The following is a 21509-nucleotide window of genomic DNA, read 5'->3' as shown; positions in this document are numbered from 1 at the left end:
AGAAAGACGACCAGTGGCTCCGCCTCGTAGCAGCACTCCCAATCCCGCGCGCACGCTCCTCGGGTTGCTCGCGGTCATGGTGGCCCTGACCGGGGTCATGTTCCTCCAGGGGAGGAGCACCCCCAAACTGGGGCTCGACCTCGCCGGCGGCACGACGGTGACGCTCACCGCCAAGACCGAGGCGGGCAAGAATCCGCCGGCCGGTCAGATGGACCAGGCCGTGAAGATCATCACCCAGCGGGTCAACGGCCTGGGCGTGTCCGACGCCGAGGTGAACAAGCAGGGCAGCAACAACATCGTGGTGGCCGTGCCCGGCGAAGGCCAGCAGCAGGTCGTCGACACCATCGGCAAGACCGCCAAACTGCAGTTCCGCCAGGTGTACGTGGTCGGCGCGGGCGTCCCCGCGAACCAGCCGCTCCCGTCGGGCAGCCCGTCGGCCAGCCCGTCCGGCAAGACGAGCAAGAGCCCGTCGCCCAAGGCCTCGTCCAGCGCGTCCCCCAAGGCGTCGTCCAGCGCGTCGCCCAAGGCGGGGGTCAAGCCGTCCGAGTCGGCGACGCCGCGCAGCCGTGCGCTGTCGGAGGCCCTGGCGGCCCCGACGCCCACGCCGTCCGGCTCGGGCAAGGCGAGCCCGTCGGGCAGCCCGTCCGCCAAGCCCTCGGCCGAGCCGTCGGTCACGCCGAGCCTGCCGGCGGATCTCGGCGGCCAGGAGGACTTCACCGGCATCGATGACAAGGCCGTCATCGCCCAGTACCAGAAGCTGGTCTGCTCGCCCAACGGGACCACCGCGCCCGGCTCCAACGACCCGGGCAAGAAGTGGGTCGCCGCCTGTGACCAGGACGGCAAGGGCAAGTACATCCTCGGCCCGGTCCGCGTCGAGGGCACCCAGGTGTCCGACGCGAACGCGATGCCGCCGGACCCGCAGCAGGGCCAGAGCAGCTGGACCGTCGCGATCAACTTCAAGTCGCAGGGCGCCAAGCAGTTCAACGACGTGACCACCGACGCCTACAAGGCGCCGCAGGGCACCCCGCAGCGCCAGGTCGCGATCGTGCTGGACGGCCAGGTCGTCTCGGCGCCGAGCATCGACAACGGTCCCATCTCGGGCGGCACCGCCAGCATCTTCGGCCCGCCCGACAGCTTCACGCAGTCCTACGCCGACGATCTGGCGAACGTCCTGAAGTACGGCGCGCTGCCGCTGGAGTTCACGCAGAGCTCCATCGACGAGGTCTCCTCGACGCTGGGCTCGGACCAGCTGCGCGGCGGCCTGATCGCCGGCGCCATCGGGCTCGTGCTGGTCGTGCTCTACTGCATGGTCTACTACCAGGGCCTCGGGCTCGTGGCGGTGTCCAGCCTCGTGGTCGCCGCGGGCATCACCTACGTCTCGGTGGTCATCCTCGGCGAGGGCATGGGCTTCCGGCTCTCGCTGCCGCACATCATCGGCCTCATCGTCTCGATCGGCATCACCGCCGACTCGTTCATCGTCTACTTCGAACGACTGCGCGACGAGCTGAGAGCCGGGCGGACGCTGCGGCCCTCGATCGAGAGCGCCTGGAAGCGGGCCCGGCGCACCATCCTGGTCGCCGACGCGGTCACGTTCCTGGCGGCCGTGGTGCTCTACTTCCTGGCGGTCGGCGGCGTCCGGGGCTTCGCGTTCGCCATGGGCCTCACCACGCTGATCGACATCGTGGTGGTGTTCTTCTTCACCAAGCCGCTGGTCGCGCAGCTGTCGAAGACCCGGTTCTTCGGCAGGGGCCACCGGCTGTCGGGCCTCAGCCCGAGCCGGCTGCGCCGCGGCGGCACCACCGCTCCCCTTCCGAAGAGCCAGGAGGCCTGATGTCCACGCGCTCCGTCTTCTCCAGGTTCTACGGTGGCGAGATCAGCGCCGACATCGTCGGCCGGCCGAAGCTCTGGTACTCCATCTCCGGCCTCCTGCTGGTCTTCTCCATCGCGGGGCTGCTGATCCAGGGCCTCAACTTCGGCGTCGAGTTCAAGGGCGGCTCGGTCTTCACCATCCCGGCGTCCAAGGCCTCCATCGAGGAGGTCCGCTCGGCCGTCGCCGGCGGCGGCGTGCACGGCGAGACCAAGGTGCAGAAGGCCGGCGGCGACTGGCGGGTGACCACCGAGAGCCTGACGTCGACCGAGGTCACCAAGGTCAAGCAGAACGTCTCGCAGAAGCTCGACGTCGAGGCCAACTCGATCACCACCCAGGTGGTCGGGCCGACCTGGGGCGGTGAGATCTCCAAGAAGGCCTGGCAGGCCCTCGCGGTGTTCATGATCTTGATCATCGCCTATCTGTCGGTGGCGTTCGAATGGCGGATGGCGGCGGCGGCGGTCGTGGCGCTGGTCCACGACCTCGTCATCACCGCCGGCATCTACGCCTGGTCCGGCTTCGAGGTCACCCCCGCCACGCTGCTGGGCTTCCTGACGATCCTCGGGTACTCGCTGTACGACGCCGTCGTGGTGTTCGACATGATCAAGGAAGTGACCAGGCCGCTCGGCCCCACCTCCAAGATCACCTACAGCGAGGCGGCGAACCAGGCGCTGAGCAGCACGCTGGTCCGGTCCCTCAACACCTCGCTCGTCGCGATCCTGCCGGTGGCGGCGATCCTGTTCATCGGCACCACGCTGTTCGGCGCGGGCACGCTGAAGGACCTGTCGCTGTCGCTGTTCGTCGGCATGATCGTCGGTACGTACTCCTCGATCTGCGTGGCCACGCCGCTGCTGGTCCAGCTCAAGGAGCGCGAGCCGAAGTTCAAGCAGCTGCGCGAGAACATCGCCCGGCGCGAGAGCAGCGGCAAGCGGCAGGCCAAGGCGGCCAAGGTCACCCAGGCGACCGCGGTCGACGACGTCGACGACGTCCCGGACGACGACGGCAAGGCCGGCACCATCGCGACGCCGGCGGGCGTGACCGTCCGCAAGGTCGTCCAGCAGGGCCCGCGGCAGCAGCCCAAGCGGGGCACCCGGCAGCAGCGCCGGAGCAAGTGACAGATCTACCTCACCGCGCCCCCTCCGACGGCACCGTCGGCGGGGGCGCGGTTCCATGATCAGGGGAGCGGAAGCAGTGGACCTCGACAAGCTGATCCAGGACCGGATCCGCGACGTGCCCGACTATCCGAAGCCGGGCGTGCTCTTCAAGGACATCACCCCGCTGCTGGCCGACCACGTCGCCTTCGCCGGCCTGGTGGACGCGATCGTCAACCACCACGGCCGCGGCACCATCGACAAGATCGTCGGCATCGAGGCGCGCGGCTTCATCCTGGCCGCTCCGGTGGCCTATCACTTCGGCGCGGGCTTCGTCCCCGTGCGCAAGAAGGGAAAGCTGCCCGCGCGGACGTACGAAGAGACCTATGATCTCGAGTACGGGACCGAAACGATCGAGGTGCACACCGACGCGTTCGCGCCCGGTGAGCGAGTACTGATCGTCGATGACGTGCTGGCCACCGGGGGAACGGCCCGGGCGGCCGCGGAGCTGGTCCGGCGCGGCGGCGGGGACGTCGTCGGGCTGTCGGTCCTGATCGAGCTCTCGTTCCTGCACGGACGGGACAAACTGGGGAATCTGGACGTCCATTCGCTGGTTACGGTCTAGCACTAAAAGGGTGCCGGATACACTGACGGAATACGGCGCCCACAGTTCAGGGGAGGCTGAGTGCCCGGTGAGGTATCGACCGACGCGGTGACCGACGCCGCGGTGGACCACGCCGCGGAACCGGGGCACGCGCGGCCGGACGCTGCGGCCGGACCGGCCGGGCGCGGCGGCACGCCCGCGAGCCCGCCGCCCGCGCGCAGGCCCACGCCCGCACGGGAACGCACGGCGCCCGGCGCTGTGACTTCCGCCACATCGAGCCCGGACGCGGAGACTCCCGAAACTCAGGCCCCGGACGCACGAACCTCTGCGGCCAAGGCCCCCGGCACCCAGGCTCCCGAAAGTCAGGCAGGGCAGGCCAAGGCTTCCGGATCGCAGACCCAGGGCGCCCAGGCTGCCGAGTCCCCGGTTACCGAGACTCAGGCCTCCGACACGCAGGCTTCCGAAACCCAGGCCTCCGACACGCAGGCTTCCGAAACCCAGGCCTCCGACACGCAGGCTTCCGACGCGCAGAACGCACAGCCACGAACAGCCCGCCCGAAGACCGCCAAGGCCAAGACCGCCGAGCCGCGCGCCGCTGAGAAACAGGCGTCCGGCGGCAAGGCGCAGGGCGGCGGGGGCGCGGCCGGAGGGGCCAGAGAGAGGACGGCCGGCCGGAGCCAGGGGGCTTCCGCCACGACTCCGCCCGCTCCCTCTCAACCCGCCAACACGTCCAGGCCGACGCCGGCCACGATCCCACCGTCTGCCGCCCGGGTGCGCCGTAGGCTCGCCAGGTTGGGCGCCCAGCGCGGCCCCGCTATGAATCCGGTACTCGAACCACTCATCAAGACGGTCCGCAACACCCATCCCAAGGCGGACCTGCGGCTCATCGAGCGCGCCTACGACGTCGCGGCGCACTACCACCGCGACCAGAAGCGCAAGAGCGGCGATCCCTACATCACCCATCCGCTCGCGGTCGCGACGATCCTCGCCGAGCTCGGCATGAACACCGAGACCCTGTGCGGGGCGCTGCTGCACGACACCGTCGAGGACACCCCCTACACCCTCGACGAGCTGCGCTCGGACTTCGGCGACGAGATCGCGGCGCTGGTCGACGGCGTCACCAAGCTCGACAAGGTCAAGTACGGCGAGGCCGCCGAGGCCGAGACCGTGCGCAAGATGGTCGTCGCGATGGCCCGCGACATCCGGGTTCTGGTGATCAAGCTCGCCGACCGGCTGCACAACATGCGCACGCTGCGCTACATGCCGCGGCACAAGCAGGAGAAGAAGGCCCGCGAGACCCTCGAGGTCTTCGCGCCGCTGGCCCACCGGCTCGGCATGAACACGCTCAAGTGGGAGCTGGAGGACCTCTCGTTCGCCACGCTCTATCCCAAGCGGTTCGACGAGATCGCCCGGCTGGTGTCCGAGCGGGCGCCGCGCCGCGACGTCTTCCTGCAGGACGTCATAGAGAACGTGTCGACCGACCTGCGCGACGCCCGGATCAAGGCGACCGTGACCGGCCGGCCCAAGCACTACTACTCGATCTACCAGAAGATGATCGCCCGGGATGTCAGCTTCGACGACATCTACGACCTGGTCGGCATCCGGGTCCTGGTCGACAGCGTCCGCGACTGCTACGCCGCCCTCGGCTCGATCCACGCGCGATGGAACCCGGTCCCCGGCCGGTTCAAGGACTACATCGCGATGCCGAAGTTCAACATGTACCAGTCGCTGCACACGACGGTGATAGGGCCAGAGGGCAAGCCGGTCGAGCTGCAGATCCGCACCTGGGGCATGCACCGCCGCGCCGAGTACGGCGTCGCCGCGCACTGGAAGTACAAGGAGGAGACGGTCGCCGGCCGCAAGGCCGCCGACATGCAGTGGCTGCGCCAGCTCCTCGACTGGCAGAAGGAGACGGCCGACCCGGCCGAGTTCCTGGAGTCGCTGCGCTTCGACCTGTCGGTCTCCGAGGTCTTCGTCTTCACGCCCAAGGGCGACGTCATGGCGCTGCCGCAGGGCGCCACGCCGGTCGACTTCGCGTTCGCGATCCACACCGAGGTCGGGTACCGATGTATCGGCGCCCGCGTCAACGGGCGCCTCGTCCCGCTCGAATCCACCCTCGACAACGGCGACACCGTCGAGGTCTTCACCTCCAAGTCGCCCGACGCCGGGCCCAGCCGCGACTGGCTCAACTTCGTCAAGAGCGCCCGCGCCCGCAACAAGATCAAGCACTGGTTCTCCAAGGAGCGCCGCGACACCGCGATCGAGTCCGGCAAGGACTCGATCGCCCGCGCGATGCGCAAGCAGAACATGCCGCTCCAGCGCATGATGTCCGGCGAGGCGCTGCTCGCGCTCGCCCGCGACATGCGCTATCCCGACGTGTCGTCGCTGTACGCGGCGGTGGGCGAGAGCCACGTCTCCGCGCAGACCGTCGTCCAGCGCCTGGTCGAGGCGCTCGGCGGGGTCGAGAGCGCCGAGGAGGACCTCGCCGAGATCGCGCTGCCGACCAGGCGCAAGCGGACGCGGACCACCGGCGACCCCGGCGTCGTCGTGGCGGGCGACCCGGACGTCTGGGTCCGGCTGTCGCGTTGCTGCACCCCGGTGCCGGGCGACGACATCGTCGGCTTCGTGACCCGCGGCCACGGCGTCTCGGTGCACCGCGCCGACTGCGTCAACGTGGCCCAGCTCAAGGAGCAGCCCGACCGGCTGATCGACGTCAAGTGGTCACCGGGGGAGGACTCGGTCTTCCTGGTGGCCATCCAGGTGGAGGCCCTCGACCGCCCGCGCCTGCTGTCGGACGTCACCCGGGTGCTCTCCGACCAGCACGTCAACATCCTGTCGGCGTCGGTCACCACCACCCGCGACCGGGTCGCGGTCAGCCGCTTCACCTTCGAGATGGGCGACCCCAAGCATCTGGGCCACGTCCTCAAGGCCGTCCGCTCGATCGACGGCGTCTACGACGTCTACCGCGTCACCAGCGGCACCAACCGCTGAGCCGCACCGCAGTACCCCTTCTGTACGGCTCTGAAACGTCCGTACGGCGACTTTCCCGTGAACGAGCGAGCCCCGCACCTTTCCGGATGCGGGGCCCGTCCCGATCGTTCTCAGCCGCGTAGAGGAATCAGGCCTTCGCGGGCTCCTCGTCCTCGCCCGGGATCACGTCGACCCCGGCCTCCTTGCGCTGCTGCTCGGTGATCGGCGTGGGCGCGGCGGTCAGCGGGTCGTAGCCGGACGCGGCCTTCGGGAAGGCGATCACGTCGCGGATCGAGTCCTGGCCGGCCAGCAACATGACCATGCGGTCCCAGCCGAAGGCGATGCCGCCGTGCGGCGGCGGGCCGAACTTGAACGCCTCCAGCAGGAAGCCGAACTTGGACTCGGCCTCCTCCTTGGACAGGCCCAGCACGTCGAAGACGCGCTGCTGCATCTCGGCCCGGTGGATACGGATCGAGCCGCCGCCGATCTCGTTGCCGTTGCAGACGATGTCGTAGGCGTTGGCGAGGGCCTCGCCCGGCCGGTCCTGGAAGTCGTCGGCGTACTCGGGCTTGGGCGAGGTGAACGGGTGGTGCACCGACGTCCAGCCGATGCGCTCGCCCTTCTCGTCGTACACGGCCTCGAAGATCGGCGCGTCGACGACCCACACGAACGCCCAGGCCGACTCGTCGATCAGCTCGCAGCGGCGGCCGATCTCCAGCCGGGCGGCGCCGAGCAGCTCGCGGGTGGAGTGCGGCACGCCCGCGCCGAAGAAGATCGCGTCGCCGCGCTTGGCGCCGGTCTTCTCCGCGAGGCCCGCCTTCTCGGTGTCGGAGAGGTTCTTGGCGACCGGGCCGCCGAGGGTGCCATCCTCCTGGAGCAGCACGTACGCCAGGCCGCGGGCGCCGCGCGCCTTGGCCCAGTCCTGCCAGGCGTCCAGCTCCTTGCGGGTCTGGGACGCGCCGCCCGGCATGACGACCGCGCCCACGTACGGGGCCTGGAAGACCCGGAACGAGGTGTCGGCGAAGTATTCGGTCATGTCGGTCAGCTCGTTGCCGAACCGCAGGTCGGGCTTGTCCGAGCCGAACCGCGACATCGCGTCGGCGTAGGTCATGTGGGGGATCGGCCGGGGGATCTCGTGCCCGGCGATCTCCTTCCACAGCCGCGCCACGAGGTCCTCGCCGACCTTCAGGACGTCGTCCTGCTCGGCGAAGGACATCTCGATGTCGATCTGGGTGAACTCCGGCTGCCGGTCGGCGCGGAAGTCCTCGTCCCGGTAGCAGCGGGCGATCTGGTAGTAGCGCTCCAGGCCGCCGACCATGAGCAGCTGCTTGAAGAGCTGCGGGGACTGCGGCAGCGCGTACCAGTGCCCGGGCTTGAGCCGCACCGGCACCAGGAAGTCGCGGGCGCCCTCGGGGGTGGAGCGCGTCAGCGTGGGGGTCTCGACGTTGACGAAGCCGTGCTCGCGCATGACCTCGTGCACCAGGAACGAACCCTCGGACCGGGTCCGCAGCGCCTTGGCGACCGCGTCGCGGCGGATGTCGAGGTAGCGGTGCTTGAGCCGCACCTCCTCGTTGACGTTGACGTCGCCCTCGATCGGGAACGGCAGCGGCGCGGCCTCGGAGAGCACCTCGATCTCGGCCGCCGCGACCTCGATGGCGCCGGTCGGCAGCTCGGGGTTCTCGTTGCCCGCCGGGCGGACCCGCACCTCGCCGGTGATCCGGACGCAGAACTCCGAGCGGAGGTCGTGCGCGGTGTCCTCCTCCCGGAAGACGACCTGCGCGGTGCCCGAGGCGTCGCGCAGGTCGATGAACGCGACGCCGCCGTGGTCCCGGCGCCGGGCCACCCAGCCCGCGAGGGTCACCTGCTGCCCGGCGTGCTCCTTGCGGAGCGTCCCCGCCTCGTGCGAGCGGATCATCGTGAAAGCCTTTCCTTCAACGTCGAAGTGATCTCGGTGAGCGGTACGGCGGTCTGGTCGCCCGCCGCCAGGTCCTTGAGCTGGACGGACCCGGCGGCGATATCTCGCTCGCCGAGGATCACGGCGTACGCGGCCCCCGAGCGGCCGGCGTCCTTCATGGCGCCCTTCAGCTTCTTGCCGCCGTAGGCCATGTCCGCGGCGATCCCGGCCCGGCGGAACTCGGCGGTCAGGGCGAACAGCCTGCGTTCGGCCTCCTCGCCGAGCGCGACGCCGAAGACCTCGCAGCGCGGCGGGGCGGCGAACTCGGGACCCTCGCCGGCCGACTCGGCCTCCAGCGCCAGGACCGTGCGGTCCAGGCCGAGGCCGAAGCCGATGCCCGGGAGCGGCGGCCCGCCGATGTCCTCCGAGAGGCCGTCGTAGCGCCCGCCCCCGCCGATGCCCGACTGGGCGCCGAGCAGCGGGTGGTCGAACTCGTAGGTGGTGCGGGTGTAGTAGTCGAGCCCGCGCACCAGGGTCGGGGTGTCCTCCCACTCGATCCCCAGGTCGCCCAGGAGCTCGCGGACCTTGTCGTGGTGGGCCTTGCAGGCGCCGCACAGGTGGTCGGCCATCAGCGGCGCGCCGGTCAGCTGGGCCCGCACCGCCGGGCGCTTGTCGTCCAGGACGCGCAGCGGGTTGATCTCGATGCGCTCGCGGGTGGGCTCGTCCAGGTCGAGCCCGCGCAGGAATTCCTGGAGGAGGGCACGGTAGGCCGGGCGGCACTCCTTGCAGCCGAGGGAGTTGAGCAGCAGCCGGACCTGGCGCAGCCCGAGGCTCCGGTACCACTGCCAGGCGATGGCGATGGTCTCGGCGTCGACCTGCGGGTCGTCGCTGCCGATCGCCTCCAGGTCGAGCTGGTAGAACTGCCGGTAGCGGCCCTGCTGCGGGCGTTCGGCCCGGAACGCCGGGCCCGTCGTCCACACCTTGACCGGCAGCCCGCCCTGCTTGTGCAGGCCGTTCTCCAGCACCGAGCGCAGCACGCCCGCGGTGAACTCGGGACGCAGGGTCAGCGACCGGCCGCCGCGGTCCTCGAAGGTGTACATCTCCTTGCTGACCACGTCGGTCGACTCGCCGACGCCCCGCCTGAAGAGGTTGGTGTCCTCGAAGACCGCCAGCTCCAGATAGCCGTAACCGGCCAGCCGGGCCTGCTCGGCGAACGCCTGCCGGATGGCGGCGAAGAGGTCCGCGCGCGGCGGAACGTATTCACTGACCCCCTTGGGGGCCTGAAAGCTCGAACTCATGATCGTTTAGGTCAGAATCCCTTGTTGGGTCCGTCTGTAGGCGTCAGATCCGCGAGGAACGGATTGCTGGCGCGCTCACGGCCGATGGTGGTCTGCTCTCCGTGGCCGGGCAGGACGGCGGCCTCGTCCGGCAGGGACAGGCACACCCGCGACAGGCTCTTGAGGATCTCCTCGTACGAGCCGCCCGGCAGGTCGGTGCGCCCGATCGACCCGGCGAAGAGCAGATCGCCCGTGAAGACCACGTCGGGCAGCTCCTGCGTCGCGGGGGTCCGGAAGGTCACCGACCCGGGTGTATGGCCGGGGGCGTGGTCGACGGTGAACCGCAGCCCCGCCAGCTCGACCACCGCGCCGTCCGACAGCTCCTTGACGTCGTCGGGCTCGCTGAGCTCCAGCCCCCCGAACAACTGGCTCGCCGCCACCCCGAAGCCCTTGGCCGGATCGCTGAGCAGATCGCGGTCGTCGGGGTGGATGTAGGCGGGCACGTCCTTGGCGCCGCAGACGGGCGCGACCGACCAGACGTGGTCAAGATGGCCGTGCGTCAGCAGGACCGCGACGGGCTTGAGGCGGTGCTCGCGCAGGAGCTCGTCGATCCCGGCCTCGGCGTCCTGGCCGGGGTCGATGATCACGCATTCCTCGCCCGCGGCGGGCGCCACGAGATAACAGTTCGCGGCGAACGAGCCAGCGGGGAACCCGGCGACGAGCACGGTCGTCCTTTCTCCAGAGCTTGAAACGGCAGCGAACGTGAGACGTGCGGCGCTTCGAGGGTACCGGCGCGGCCATGGCCGGGGCGAACGAGATGCGCGGATCGCCGTGTCGGCGGGCGCGCGCACCGGGCCGTACCAGACGCGTCCCCGGGGCATGCGCCCGGCGCGCGCCGCGGGACGTGAGGGATGGCCCATGCGCGTCCCCGGTACCGCTACTATGCGCTGCACGTTCACCTGATCACAGCGGAGGGGCAGGCACGTGGCGGGGAAGGACCGCAAGAAGCAGCTCGCGCGGCAGCGTTACGAGCGCCAGGAACAGGCCCGGCTGGCCCGGGAGGCGCGCGCCCGGCGCGTCAAGATCATCGGTTCCGTGGCGGCCGTCGCGGTCATCGCGGGCGGCGGCGGTGCCGTGGCCGCGATCGTCGGTGACAAGGACGACAAGAAGGAAAGTCCCAAGGCCGACACGGCCGCCAGTGCCACGCCGTCGCAGGCCGCGGCCAAGCCCGGTGAGTGCGCCTACGCCAAGGCCCAGGAGGCCGGCGCGCCCAAGGACCTCGGCACGCCGCCGGTCAAGCCCGCCTACGCCGGCACGGTCAAGGCGACGATCAAGACCAGCCAGGGCGACATCGGCCTCGAACTGGACGGCAAGAAGGCCCCGTGCGCCACGAATTCCTTCGCCTTCCTGGCCAAGAAGGACTTCTGGAACAAGACCTTCTGCCACCGGCTCTCCACCAGTGAGGGCCTGAAGATGCTCCAGTGCGGCGACCCCACCGGCACCGGAAGCGGCGGCCCGGGATATCAGTTCGGCAACGAGAACACCGACGGCGCCAAATACACCAAGGGCACGCTGGCCATGGCCAATGCCGGTCCCGGCACCAATGGCAGCCAGTTCTTCCTGGTGTACGGCGACTCCCAGCTCACGCCCGACTACACGGTGTTCGGCAAGATCACTTCGGGTATCGACATATTGGAGGACGTCGCCAAGGGCGGCGTCGCCAAGGCCGGGCAGGACGGTACCGGCGAGCCGAAGAAGAAGGTCACGATCCAGGACGTCGCGATCGCCAAGAAATAGGGCGTCGGGACATTAAGGTGTGGAGGGTCCGGTCTGCATAGGAAACGACCGGACCCGTGATGCGGGAGGCAAGCGTGTCCAGCGCGACCGATCCCTGGGGCCGGGTGGACGAGGAAGGCACCGTCTACGTCAAGACGTCGGACGGTGAACGGGCCGTCGGGTCCTGGCAGGCCGGTGCCCCCGAAGAGGCCCTGGCCTATTTCAAGCGCAAGTACGACGCGCTGGCCACCGAGATCGGCCTCCTCGAACAGCGGGTCCGCACGACCGACCTGCAGCCCTCGCAGGCGCAGCAGAGCATCCAGCGGCTGCGCGAGGCCGTGACGGACGCGCACGCGGTCGGCGACCTCGACGCCCTGGCGCGCCGCCTCGACGGCCTCACCGAGACGGTGGGCAAGCGCCGCGAGGAGGTCAAGGCGCAGCGCGAGCACGCCCGGCACGAGGCGCGCGAGATCAAGGAGCGCATCGTCGGCGAGGCCGAGCGGATCGCCACCGAGGAGACGCACTGGAAGAACGGCGGCGAGCGGCTGCGCCAGCTGGTCGAGGAGTGGAAGGCCGCCGAGCGCATCGACCGGCCGACCGAGACCGCGCTGTGGAAGCGGCTGTCGGCCGCCCGCAACGCCTTCACCAAGCGCCGCAAGGTCTACTTCGCGACCCTCGACGAGCAGCGCGAGGACGCCCGCCGCGAGAAGGAGCGCCTGGTCGCCGAGGCCGAGGCGATGTCCGGCTCGACCGACTGGAGCGAGACCGCCGCGGCCTACCGCGATCTGATGCGCCGCTGGAAGCTGGCGGGCCGCGCCGCCCGGGACGCCGAAGAGGAGCTGTGGGCCCGCTTCAAGGGCGCCCAGGACACCTTCTTCTCGGCCCGCGGCGAGGCGTTCGCCGAACGGGACGCCGAGCTGCGCGTGCACGCCGAGGAGAAGGAGAAGATCCTCGCCGACGCCGAGCGGCTGCTGCCGGTGCGGGACGTCCGCCAGGCCCGGCAGGCGCTGCGCGCCATCCAGGAGCGCTGGGAGGCCGCGGGCATGGTGCCGCGCGACCAGCGCGACCGCCTGGAGGGCCGGCTCCGCAAGATCGAGGAGACGATCCGCGGCGCCGAGGAGCAGGAGTGGCGGCGCACCAACCCCGAGGCCCGCGCGCGTGCCGAGGCGACGGTGGCGCAGCTGCGCAACTCGATCGAGCAGCTTGAGAAGCGCCTCACCAAGGCTCAGGGCGCCGGGCGTGAGAAGGACATCAGGGATGCCGAGGAGGCCCTGACCGCCCGCCGCGCGTGGCTGGAAGAGGCCGAGCGCACGCTCGCCGAGTTCTCCTAGGCCGGCTGGCTTTACGCCTCCTGGCCTCCGGCCCGGTTCAGCCGCTCGCCTGCCGGCCCAGGAAGGCCAGCAGGCGGGTCTGCTCGTCGGCGCCGGGCGGCGCCTGGAGCGGCGGCGCCAGGTGCCCGCTCGCCCGGAACTGTCCCGCGATGATCCGCGCCGTCGCGAACGCGTGGTGGACGAGGTCCGGATCGAGCCGGGCCGGCTGGCCGGTCGCCCGCGCCAGGTCCCAGGTGTGGATCAGCGGCTCCAGGAGATAGCCGACGAGGAAGTCGCCCAGCGGCAGGTCGCCGAGCTCGCCGAACGGGACGTGCCGCCGCAGCGCCTCCGGGGTGAGCGCGGCGGCGCACTCCTTGCGCGCCGTCCGCCATTCCAGCAGCGCGTCCCCGGCGCAGTACCGGGCGGGCTCGCTGCCGACGTCCGGTCTCGGCCCGCCGGTCGCCATGGCCCGGATCAGGTACTGGCCTCCGATGACGTGACCGGCGACGTCGCGCGCCGTCCAGCCGGCGCACGGGGACGGCCGGTCCCAGCCGTCCCGCGTGACGCCGCCCACCACGCCCTCGAACAGGTCCAGTGCCCGGTGGTAGCCGCTGAGTTTCTGAGCCATGGTGGTCAGTGACCCGCGCCGCGCCGGACGTGTCAAGCGATATCGGCAACCTCGGCGTGGCTACCGCGTGGCTACCGGGCTCCGGCGCCGCGTTCGCCCAGCATGCGGTTCATGAGATCGATCTCGGACCGCTGGCCGTCGACCATGCTCCGCGCGAGCCGCCGCACCCGCGGCCGCTCGGTGCGGGCCAGCACGGCCTCGGCCATCGTCACCCCGGCCCGGTGATGGGCGATCATCAGCCGCAGGTACTGGATCTCGGCGTCGCGGCCCGAGGCCCGTTCCAGCTCGCGCAGCTGCGTCCGCGTGGCCATCCCCGGCATTACCGCGCCGTCCGCGCCCGCCGTGGGCGCGGCGGCGGGGGCCGTCGCCGCGCCGTGGCCGCCGTGCCCGCTCATCCAGCGCATCCGCCCGGCCGGATCGGCCTTGGGCAGCTCCCACTCGTCCAGCCAGGCGGTCATCATGCCGATCTGGGCCGACTGGGTGTTGATGATGTCGAACGCGAGCAGCCGCGTGGCCTTGTCGTCCGTGCGGTCCCGGACGGTGAACGACATCTGCACGGCCTGCGCGTGGTGGGTGCTCATGTCCCGGGCGAACCCGGCCTCCGGTCCGTCCGAGACCGGCCGGTCCGGCCGCAGAATCTGGAACGCCGCGAACACCGCCGCCACGGCGAGGACGAGCACCGCGAGGACGACGGTCGCCCGGCGTCCCCGCGATGCCCCGGCCGCCTGTGACGGGGCCACGGTCACGGCGTGTCCTTGGCCCCGCTGCAGGCGGCACCGGGCTCGGGGGTCTGCGGACCCTTCACGTACTGCTTCAGGAACGCGGTCACGCGGCTGTCGGAGGCGTCCTGGACCTTGATCTGCTTGCCCCAGGCGGAGAGCGCGATCGGCGCGTCCAGGCCCGGGTAGGGGCTCATGAACGTGTAGTCGGTGCCGTCCACCTTGTCCTTCAGCTTGCTGATCTGGTCCGCGGCCAGGTCGGGCTTGTAGGTGATCCAGACGGCGCCGTGCTCCAGCGAGTGGACGGCGTTCTCGTTGCGCAGCGCCTTGTCGTAGACGCGGCCGTCACAGTTCTGCCAGACCGGGTCGTGGGCCCCGCCCATCGGGGGAGTGGTGTCGTACTTGACGGGGGTGGTGACGTGGTCGCGGCTCAGATTGTCCTTCTGCGTGATGCCGTTGATGGCCGCGGTCGCCGAGGAGGCGGACGATCGCATCTCCACGAAGGCGAAGGAGACTGCCACGACGGCCACGACGCCGATGATGGCGAAGAAGGCGATGCCGCCCCAGGGGACGGTGCGTTCGGTCAGGGCGTTCTGGCGTTGCACACGGTTACGCGCGCTCTTGGACATGGGGATACCCCTCTTATCTCTGTGGCTTCTGAAATGGCTGAGGACGGCTTGGCCGTCACAGCCGAAGCACCTGCAGAGAGGGCAGAGAGGGAGAGAATGGGGTCCGTTGTGAGGGTGCCCGGAGTATCCAGCCGAGGCGGGCGGGCAGTACGCCACCCGTGCGGTTCGGCCTTGTCGCCAGGGCCAGGAGCATGAGGCTGACCAGAATCGCCAGCGAGAGGCACCCGCCTGCAGGATCGAGCGGTGGCAGCTCCAGCGGTGCCTTCGCCGCGAGCGGAGCCGAGACCGGCGGAGCGGAGGTCAGCGCAATGGCCTTCCCCGGCATTTTCCCCGGTGCGCCCTTGGCGGCCGCGATGTGGCCCGCCTCGTGCGCCAGGGCGTCGGCTATGTCGGCCGGAACGCTGGTGGAGTGCGCGGTGCAGACGCGCATGGGGGCGGCATGCCCGAGCCCGTAGGTGAAGACGAGCCCGGTCACGACGAAGAGCGCCACGAGCAGTCCTGCCAGCCCGTGCCGTCGGCGTGCCATGCCGGTCACCGTCACCCTCGCCGTTCACCCTTCCGGTGGATCGCGAACCCTCCTCGCGGACCAGAGATTACGAGACAAGGTAGTTGATCCTTACAATATGAGGCGATCCATGCACCCCCGTCTCGCGGTTCTCCTGGCCTTCGCCGTCCAGGCGGCGCTGGTGGCCCTCCTGTTCGCCGCGTACGCCTACGGGCGGCATCTGGCGGACGGGCGGCCGGACGTGGCGTTCACGAACGCCGAACGGGTCCGGGACCTCCAGCGGAAGCTGTGGCTGCCCGACGAGGCGGCGATGCAGCACGCCGCGCTGCGCTGGGACGGCTGGGCCCGGATCGCCAACGAGTACTACGTGCGCGTGCACTTTCCCGCGACGTTCCTCTTCCTGGGCTGGGTCTGGTTCTGGCGGCGCGCGGCCTGGCCCCGGCTGCTCGCCGTCGTCGCGCTCTCGCTGGCGGTCGCGCTGGCGATCCACACCCTCTACCCGCTCGCCCCGCCGCGCCTGCTGCCGGGCGGGGACTTCGTGGATCTGATGAACGTGTACGGCCCGAGCTCGTACGCCGCCGAACCGGGCGAGGGCGTGGCCAACCAGTTCGCGGCCATGCCCTCGCTCCATGTCGGCTGGGCCGTCCTGGTGGCGTGGGGGGTGGTCCGGTACGGGCGGGGCCGCCTGCGCTGGCCGGCGGTGGCCCATCCGGTCGTCACCCTGCTCGTGGTGGTCCTGACCGCCAACCACTACTGGCTCGACGGGATGGTCGGATCGGCCATCGTGATCATGGCCCTGGCGGTGACGGCCCGGCTGGAGCCGGGGCGGGGTCCGGCACGGGCGGGAATGTCCGTACGGGGCGATAGTGTCGGAGCGTGACCAGCGCGGAACCGGGCCAGCCGGAGGGCCTCTTCGACGATCCGGCGGGAGAGGCCGCCACGGCCTCGGCGCGGGACGTGACCGGGGGTGCGTCTCCGAGGGCAGGGCAGCCGTCGTCGGGGCAGCCGCTCGCCGTCCAGCCGCTCGCCGTGCGCATGCGGCCGCGTGGCCTGGACGAGGTCGTCGGGCAGGCGCACCTGCTCGGGCCGGGAACCCCGATCCGCCAGCTCGTCGAGCGTGACGTCCCGATGTCGCTGGTGCTGTGGGGGCCGCCCGGCACGGGCAAGACCACCCTCGCCACGGTCGTCAGCACGGTGACCAAGCGCCGGTTCGTGGAGATCTCCGCGGTCACCGACGGCGTCAAGCGCGTCCGCGCCGAGATCGACCTGGCCCGCCGCGAGCTGGGCATGACCGGCCGCCAGACCGTGCTCTTCGTCGACGAGGTGCACCGCTTCAACAAGGCCCAGCAGGACGCGCTGCTCCCCGCCGTCGAGAACCGCTGGGTATCGTTCATCGGCGCCACCACCGAGAACCCCTTCTTCTCGGTGATCAGCCCGCTGCTGTCGCGGTCGCTGCTGCTCACGCTGGAGCCGCTCGGCGAGGACGACCTGCGCGAGGTGATCAGGCGGGCCCTGGCCGACGAGCGCGGGCTGAACGGCGCGGTCGAGCTCGACGCCGCCGCCGAGGATCACCTGGTCAGGCTGGCCGGCGGCGACGCCCGCCGCACCCTCACCTACCTGGAGGCGGCCGGGCTGGTCGTCACCGACGGTGAGGTGATCACGCCCGAGGTCTTGGAGAAGGCGGTCGACCGGGCGGCGGTCCGCTACGACCGGGAGGGCGACCAGCACTACGACGTCATCAGCGCGTTCATCAAGAGCATCCGCGGCAGCGACGTCGACGCCGCCCTGCACTACCTGGCTCGGATGCTGGAGGCGGGCGAGGACCCCCGGTTCATCGCGCGGCGGCTCATCGTCCACGCCAGCGAGGACATCGGCATGGCCGACCCGACCGCCCTGCAGACCGCCACGGCCGCCGCGCACGCGGTGGAGTTCGTCGGCCTGCCCGAGGCTCGCATCAACCTCGCCCAGGCGGTGATCCACCTGTCGCTGGCCCCCAAGTCCAACGCCGTGATCACCGCCATCGGCGAGGCCATCACCGACGTGAAGAAGGGGCGCGTCGGCCCGGTGCCCCCGCACCTGCGTGAGGCGCATTACAAGGGCGCCGCCAAGCTCGGGCACGGCAAGGGGTACAAGTACGCGCACGACTACCCGGGCGGGGTCGTGCGCCAGCAGTACGCGCCTGACACCGTCGAGGGCCGCGAGTACTACCGTCCGACCAGGCACGGAGCCGAGGCGCGCTTCTCCGAGGTCCTCGATCGCATCCGCACCGTGCTGCGCGGCAAGGGCACCGGTAAGAGCACCGGCAAACCGGGCGAATAGCGCCCGCCGCGAAGTGCGCGAAGAGGCTCCGTCCGGGCATACGGCGGGCCGGGGAGGGCATGATCCAGCGATCGGCCGCCCGGGCCCGGTAATCTGCCCGGGAACGCCTCGGGCGCCGGGCTCCCGCTCGCGGGGGACGCTCCCGGCCTCGGCCGCCCGCGCGTCGCAAACCCTGCGCGGCCAGGGCCGGTGCCCACGGTAAGGTCTGTCAGACCGATCCGGCCCGAGACGACCCTAGACAGCGAACGGAAGCCCTGATGCTTACTGGTGGACAGCTAGCAGGTCTCATCGTGGCCGTGTTCTGGGCGATTCTCGTGGCCTTCATCGCCTTCACCCTGCTCAAGCTCGCCCGGCTGCTCGGCGAGGCCAGCAAGGTCGTCTCCGACATCGGCGACCAGGCCGGGCCGCTGCTCGACGACATGACGCGCACCGTGCGGCGCGCCAACGAGCAGCTCGGCCGCACCGACGTGATCACCAAGCAGGTCGCCGGGGTCACCCAGAACGTCTCGGCGGTGACCACCGTCATGACGTCGGTGGTGGGCGGCCCGCTGGTGAAGGCCGCGGCCTTCTCCTACGGCGTCCGCAGGGCCCTCGGCAACAACCGGCCCGAGCAGGCGCCCGCCGACCGGCCGCAGCTGCCGGCCCGCGCCTCGGGCGGCCGCGCCTCAGGCACCCGTTCCTCGGGCAAGGGGCGGCGATGAGGCCATGAGAAGACTCTTCTGGCTGTCGCTCGGCGCCGGGGCCGGGGTCTACGCGACCCACCGGGTCAAGCGGCGGGTCGAGCGCTTCGCCCGCACCTGGTCTCCCGAGGGCGTCGCGGCCCGGGCGGTGACGGCCGGGCAGGGCGCCGGAGATCGGTTGAGGCATTTCGCCTCCGACGTCCGTACAGAGATGGAGGCGCGCGAAGCCGAGCTCCGCGAGGCCGTCCGGATGGACCAGGCTCCACCCGAGCCGCCCGAGGGCGCCCCCCGCCGGGTGCTCCGGGCCCGTTACACGATCATCGACGACGACAAGGATGGCCACTGATCATGGAGTCGGCAGAGGTCGCACGCCGCTTCCTCACGTTCTTCGAGGAGCACGGGCACCTGGTGATGCCCTCGGCCAGCCTGATCGCCGAGGACCCGACGCTGTTGCTGGTCAACGCCGGCATGGTCCCGTTCAAGCCCTACATGCTCGGCCAGCGCACCCCGCCGTCGCCGCGGATGACCAGTGCCCAGAAGTGCGTGCGGACCCCCGACATCGACGAGGTCGGCAAGACCGCCAGGCACGCCACGTTCTTCCAGATGCTGGGCAACTTCTCGATCGGGGACTACTTCAAGGAGCAGGCGATCCCGTACGCCTGGGAGCTGCTCACCCGCTCCGAGGCCGACGGCGGTTTCGGCTTCCCCGAGGAGAAGCTCTGGGTCACCGTCTTCCATGACGACGACGAGGCCCAGGACATCTGGCACAACAAGGTGGGCGTGCCGCTCGACCGCATCCAGCGCCGCGGCATGGCCGACAACTACTGGTCGATGGGCGTGCCGGGCCCCTGCGGCCCCTGCTCGGAGATCTACTACGACCGGGGCCCCGAGTACGGCCGCGAGGGCGGCCCGATCGCCGACGAGGACCGCTACCTCGAGGTGTGGAACCTCGTCTTCATGCAGTACGAGCGCGGCGCCGGCCAGGGCAAGGACGACTTCCCGATCCTCGGCGAGCTGCCCAGCAAGAACATCGACACCGGCATGGGCCTGGAGCGGATGGCCGCCGTCCTGCAGGGCGTCGACAACATCTACGAGACCGACACGCTCTGGAAGATCCTCGACCGGGCGGCCGACCTCACCGGCAGCAAGTACGGCCGCGACCAGCGCGGCGACGTGTCGCTGCGCGTGATCGCCGACCACGTGCGCAGCGGCACGATGATGGTCTCCGACGGCATCCGCCCCGGCAACGAGGGCCGCGGCTACGTGCTGCGCCGCATCCTGCGTCGCTCCATCCGCAACCTGCGGCTGCTGGGCGGCGAGGAGGCCGGGCTCATGCACGAGCTCACCGCCGTCGCGATCAAGACGATGGGCGAGCAGTACCCCGACCTGATCCGTACCGCCGCCAACATCCACACGGTGATCGACGCCGAGGAGGAGTCCTTCCTCCAGACGCTGCGCACCGGCACCGCGATCTTCGACGCGGCGGTGGACGAGACCCGGCGCTCGGGCCGCCCGTCGCTGGCCGGCGACCAGGCGTTCAAGCTGCACGACACCTACGGCTTCCCGATCGACCTCACCCTGGAGATGGCCTCCGAGCAGGGCCTGCAGGTCGACGAGGACGGCTTCCGCCGGCTCATGAAGGAGCAGCGCGACCGCGCCAAGAAGGACGCGCAGGACAAGAAGACCGGCAACCTCGACGTGTCGGCCCTCGACGACCTGCTGACCCGGTCCGGCGGCCAGGTCGAGTTCATCGGCTACAACAACGTCCTCGGCGAGGCGCGCGTGGTCGGCCTGCTCGTCGGCGGCGCGGGCGTGCCGGCCGCGGGCGAGGGCACCGACGTCGAGGTCGTGCTCGACCGCACCCCGTTCTACGCCGAGGGCGGCGGCCAGCTCGCCGACCACGGCGTGATCAGGCTCGGCAACGGCGCGGTCATCGAGATCAACGACGTGCAGTCCCCGCTGGCGGGCCTGATCGTGCACCGCGGCACGGTCCGTTCGGGTGAGGCGCAGGCCGGTGACACCGCGTACGCCGAGATCGACGTCGACCGGCGCCGCGCCATCTCGCGTTCGCACACCGCGACGCACATGGTGCACGCCGGTTTCCGCCGCGCGCTCGGCGAGTCCGCCGCGCAGGCCGGCTCGGAGAACTCGCCCGGCCGGTTCCGCTTCGACTTCACCGCCTCCGGCGCCGTCCCGGTCAGCGTGCTGCGCGACGTCGAGGACGAGGTCAACGAGGTGCTGGTCAACGACCTCGACGTCCGCGCGTTCCACACCTCGCTCGACGAGGCCCGCGCGATGGGCGCCATGGCGCTCTTCGGCGAGAAGTACGGCGACGAGGTCCGGGTCGTCGAGGTCGGCGACTACTCCCGCGAGCTGTGCGGCGGCACCCACGTCGCCCGCTCCGGGCAGCTCGGCCTGGTCAAGGTCCTCGGCGAGTCGTCCATCGGCGCCGGCATCCGCCGCGTCGAGGCCCTCGTCGGCATCGACGCCTTCCGGTTCCTCGCCAAGGAGAACGTGCTCGTCGCGCAGCTCGCCGAGCAGCTCAAGACCCGCAAGGAGGAGCTGCCCGAACGCGTCTCCGGCCTGGTGACCCGGCTCCGCGAGGCCGAGAAGGACCTGGAGAGGCTCCGCTCGCAGCAGGTGCTGGCGATCGCCGGGTCGCTGGCCGAGGGCGCCGCGGACGTGAACGGGGTGGCCTTCGTCGGCCACCGCGCGCCGGACGGCACCGGCGCCGACGACCTGCGCAAGCTCGCCGTGGACGTCCGCGGCAGGCTGGCGGGCCGTCCCGCGGTCGTCATGGTCGTCGGCGTCCCCAAGGACCGCCCGGTCGTGGTGGTCGCGGTCAGCGAGGGCGCCAAGGAGCGCGGCCTCAAGGCCGGCGCGCTCGTCGGCGTCGCCGCCAAGACCCTCGGCGGCGGGGGCGGCGGCAAGGACGATCTCGCACAGGGCGGAGGCGCGAACCCGGCGGCCGTACCGGACGCGCTGGCCGCCGTGGAACGAGCCGTGGCGGCCGCGTGAACGATTCTGGGCAGATGGGGTGCTCGAAGCCGCTGAGCGGAGCGAAGCAATGAGGCCCGCTTTGGGTGCGGCGTCGTCTGGACTGAGGAGCCTGCGACGAGGGAAGACGGCGCCTGGAAGGCGCCCGAAGCCGCTGAGCGGAGCGAAGCAATGAGGCCCGCTTTGGGTGCGGCGTCGTCTGGACTGAGGAGCCTGCGACGAGGGAAGACGGCGCCTGGAAGT

Annotated in this window: 18 protein-coding genes; 11 read left to right on the top strand and 7 right to left on the bottom strand. The window is 70.9% G+C overall.

Annotated elements, in window-relative coordinates:
• The first annotated feature begins 13 nt into the window (after positions 1-13).
• From secD to ACGFNU_RS48295, 4 genes are all read left to right on the top strand, one after another.
• On the top strand, positions 14-1831 hold the full coding sequence (gene secD / locus ACGFNU_RS48310) for a protein translocase subunit SecD (RefSeq protein ID WP_392603506.1): 1818 nt from the start codon (positions 14-16) through the stop codon (positions 1829-1831).
• A complete protein-coding gene (secF, locus tag ACGFNU_RS48305) occupies positions 1831-2982 on the top strand; it encodes a protein translocase subunit SecF (protein WP_392603505.1) in 1152 nt (383 codons plus the stop codon). The genes secD and secF overlap by 1 nt, the downstream gene beginning before the upstream one ends.
• Positions 2983-3037: 55 nt before the next feature.
• A complete protein-coding gene (locus tag ACGFNU_RS48300; RefSeq protein ID WP_392603504.1) occupies positions 3038-3583 on the top strand; it encodes an adenine phosphoribosyltransferase in 546 nt (181 codons plus the stop codon).
• 795 nt (positions 3584-4378) lie between these two features.
• Positions 4379-6553 (top strand): RelA/SpoT family protein, encoded by a 2175-nt coding sequence (locus ACGFNU_RS48295; RefSeq protein ID WP_392603635.1) that lies wholly within the window; start codon positions 4379-4381, stop codon positions 6551-6553.
• Between the two features lie 127 nt (positions 6554-6680).
• Here the strand turns inward: ACGFNU_RS48295 and aspS are convergent, their stop codons facing one another.
• Genes aspS through ACGFNU_RS48280 form a run of 3 tightly spaced genes read right to left on the bottom strand, consistent with a single transcriptional unit; the run spans position 6681 to position 10428 of the window.
• Positions 6681-8447, bottom strand: coding sequence for an aspartate--tRNA ligase (gene aspS / locus ACGFNU_RS48290; RefSeq protein WP_392603503.1), 1767 nt, complete (start codon positions 8445-8447; stop codon positions 6681-6683).
• Positions 8444-9724: a histidine--tRNA ligase gene (gene hisS / locus ACGFNU_RS48285; RefSeq protein WP_392603502.1), complete on the bottom strand. Its 1281-nt coding sequence runs from the start codon at positions 9722-9724 to the stop codon at positions 8444-8446. Before hisS ends, aspS begins: the two co-directional genes overlap by 4 nt.
• An 11-nt stretch (positions 9725-9735) precedes the next feature.
• A complete protein-coding gene (locus tag ACGFNU_RS48280) occupies positions 9736-10428 on the bottom strand; it encodes an MBL fold metallo-hydrolase (RefSeq protein WP_392603501.1) in 693 nt (230 codons plus the stop codon).
• Positions 10429-10687: 259 nt separating this feature from the next.
• Between ACGFNU_RS48280 and ACGFNU_RS48275 the strand changes: the two genes are divergently transcribed.
• Together ACGFNU_RS48275 and ACGFNU_RS48270 are read left to right on the top strand one after the other, a co-directional pair.
• On the top strand, positions 10688-11500 hold the full coding sequence (locus tag ACGFNU_RS48275; RefSeq protein ID WP_392603500.1) for a peptidylprolyl isomerase: 813 nt from the start codon (positions 10688-10690) through the stop codon (positions 11498-11500).
• A gap of 59 nt (positions 11501-11559) precedes the next feature.
• Positions 11560-12810, top strand: a complete 1251-nt coding sequence (locus tag ACGFNU_RS48270) for a DUF349 domain-containing protein (RefSeq protein ID WP_392603499.1) — start codon at positions 11560-11562, stop codon at positions 12808-12810.
• 37 nt (positions 12811-12847) lie between these two features.
• Here ACGFNU_RS48270 and ACGFNU_RS48265 read toward each other — a convergent pair whose 3' ends face one another.
• The 4 genes from ACGFNU_RS48265 to ACGFNU_RS48250 all read right to left on the bottom strand — a co-directional run bounded on the left by ACGFNU_RS48265 (position 12848) and on the right by ACGFNU_RS48250 (position 15291).
• Positions 12848-13417, bottom strand: a complete 570-nt coding sequence (locus ACGFNU_RS48265) for a TIGR03086 family metal-binding protein (protein ID WP_392603498.1) — start codon at positions 13415-13417, stop codon at positions 12848-12850.
• A 71-nt stretch (positions 13418-13488) separates the two neighbouring features.
• Positions 13489-14163 carry a DUF305 domain-containing protein gene (locus ACGFNU_RS48260; RefSeq protein ID WP_392603497.1) on the bottom strand — a complete coding sequence of 225 codons (675 nt, stop codon included), beginning with the start codon at positions 14161-14163 and terminating at the stop codon, positions 13489-13491.
• Positions 14160-14765 carry a DUF3105 domain-containing protein gene (locus ACGFNU_RS48255; protein ID WP_392603496.1) on the bottom strand — a complete coding sequence of 202 codons (606 nt, stop codon included), beginning with the start codon at positions 14763-14765 and terminating at the stop codon, positions 14160-14162. Before ACGFNU_RS48255 ends, ACGFNU_RS48260 begins: the two co-directional genes overlap by 4 nt.
• Before the next feature lie 55 nt (positions 14766-14820).
• A complete protein-coding gene (locus tag ACGFNU_RS48250; RefSeq protein WP_392603495.1) occupies positions 14821-15291 on the bottom strand; it encodes a hypothetical protein in 471 nt (156 codons plus the stop codon).
• Positions 15292-15400: 109 nt separating this feature from the next.
• On the opposite strand from ACGFNU_RS48250, the gene ACGFNU_RS48245 reads away from it, so the two are divergent.
• The 5 genes from ACGFNU_RS48245 to alaS all read left to right on the top strand — a co-directional run bounded on the left by ACGFNU_RS48245 (position 15401) and on the right by alaS (position 21287).
• Positions 15401-16150: a phosphatase PAP2 family protein gene (locus tag ACGFNU_RS48245; RefSeq protein ID WP_392603494.1), complete on the top strand. Its 750-nt coding sequence runs from the start codon at positions 15401-15403 to the stop codon at positions 16148-16150.
• Positions 16151-16305: 155 nt separating this feature from the next.
• On the top strand, positions 16306-17589 hold the full coding sequence (locus tag ACGFNU_RS48240) for a replication-associated recombination protein A (protein ID WP_392603634.1): 1284 nt from the start codon (positions 16306-16308) through the stop codon (positions 17587-17589).
• Between the two features lie 290 nt (positions 17590-17879).
• Positions 17880-18290, top strand: a complete 411-nt coding sequence (locus ACGFNU_RS48235) for a DUF948 domain-containing protein (protein WP_392603493.1) — start codon at positions 17880-17882, stop codon at positions 18288-18290.
• A gap of 4 nt (positions 18291-18294) precedes the next feature.
• Positions 18295-18615 carry a hypothetical protein gene (locus tag ACGFNU_RS48230; protein ID WP_392603492.1) on the top strand — a complete coding sequence of 107 codons (321 nt, stop codon included), beginning with the start codon at positions 18295-18297 and terminating at the stop codon, positions 18613-18615.
• 2 nt (positions 18616-18617) lie between these two features.
• Positions 18618-21287 (top strand): alanine--tRNA ligase, encoded by a 2670-nt coding sequence (gene alaS / locus ACGFNU_RS48225; protein ID WP_392603491.1) that lies wholly within the window; start codon positions 18618-18620, stop codon positions 21285-21287.
• Positions 21288-21509: the final 222 nt, after the last annotated feature.

The sequence above is a fragment of the Spirillospora sp. NPDC048911 genome, assembly GCF_043198015.1.
Taxonomy (GTDB): Bacteria; Actinomycetota; Actinomycetes; order Streptosporangiales; family Streptosporangiaceae; genus Spirillospora.
This window is presented reverse-complemented; position numbering and strand designations above follow the sequence as displayed.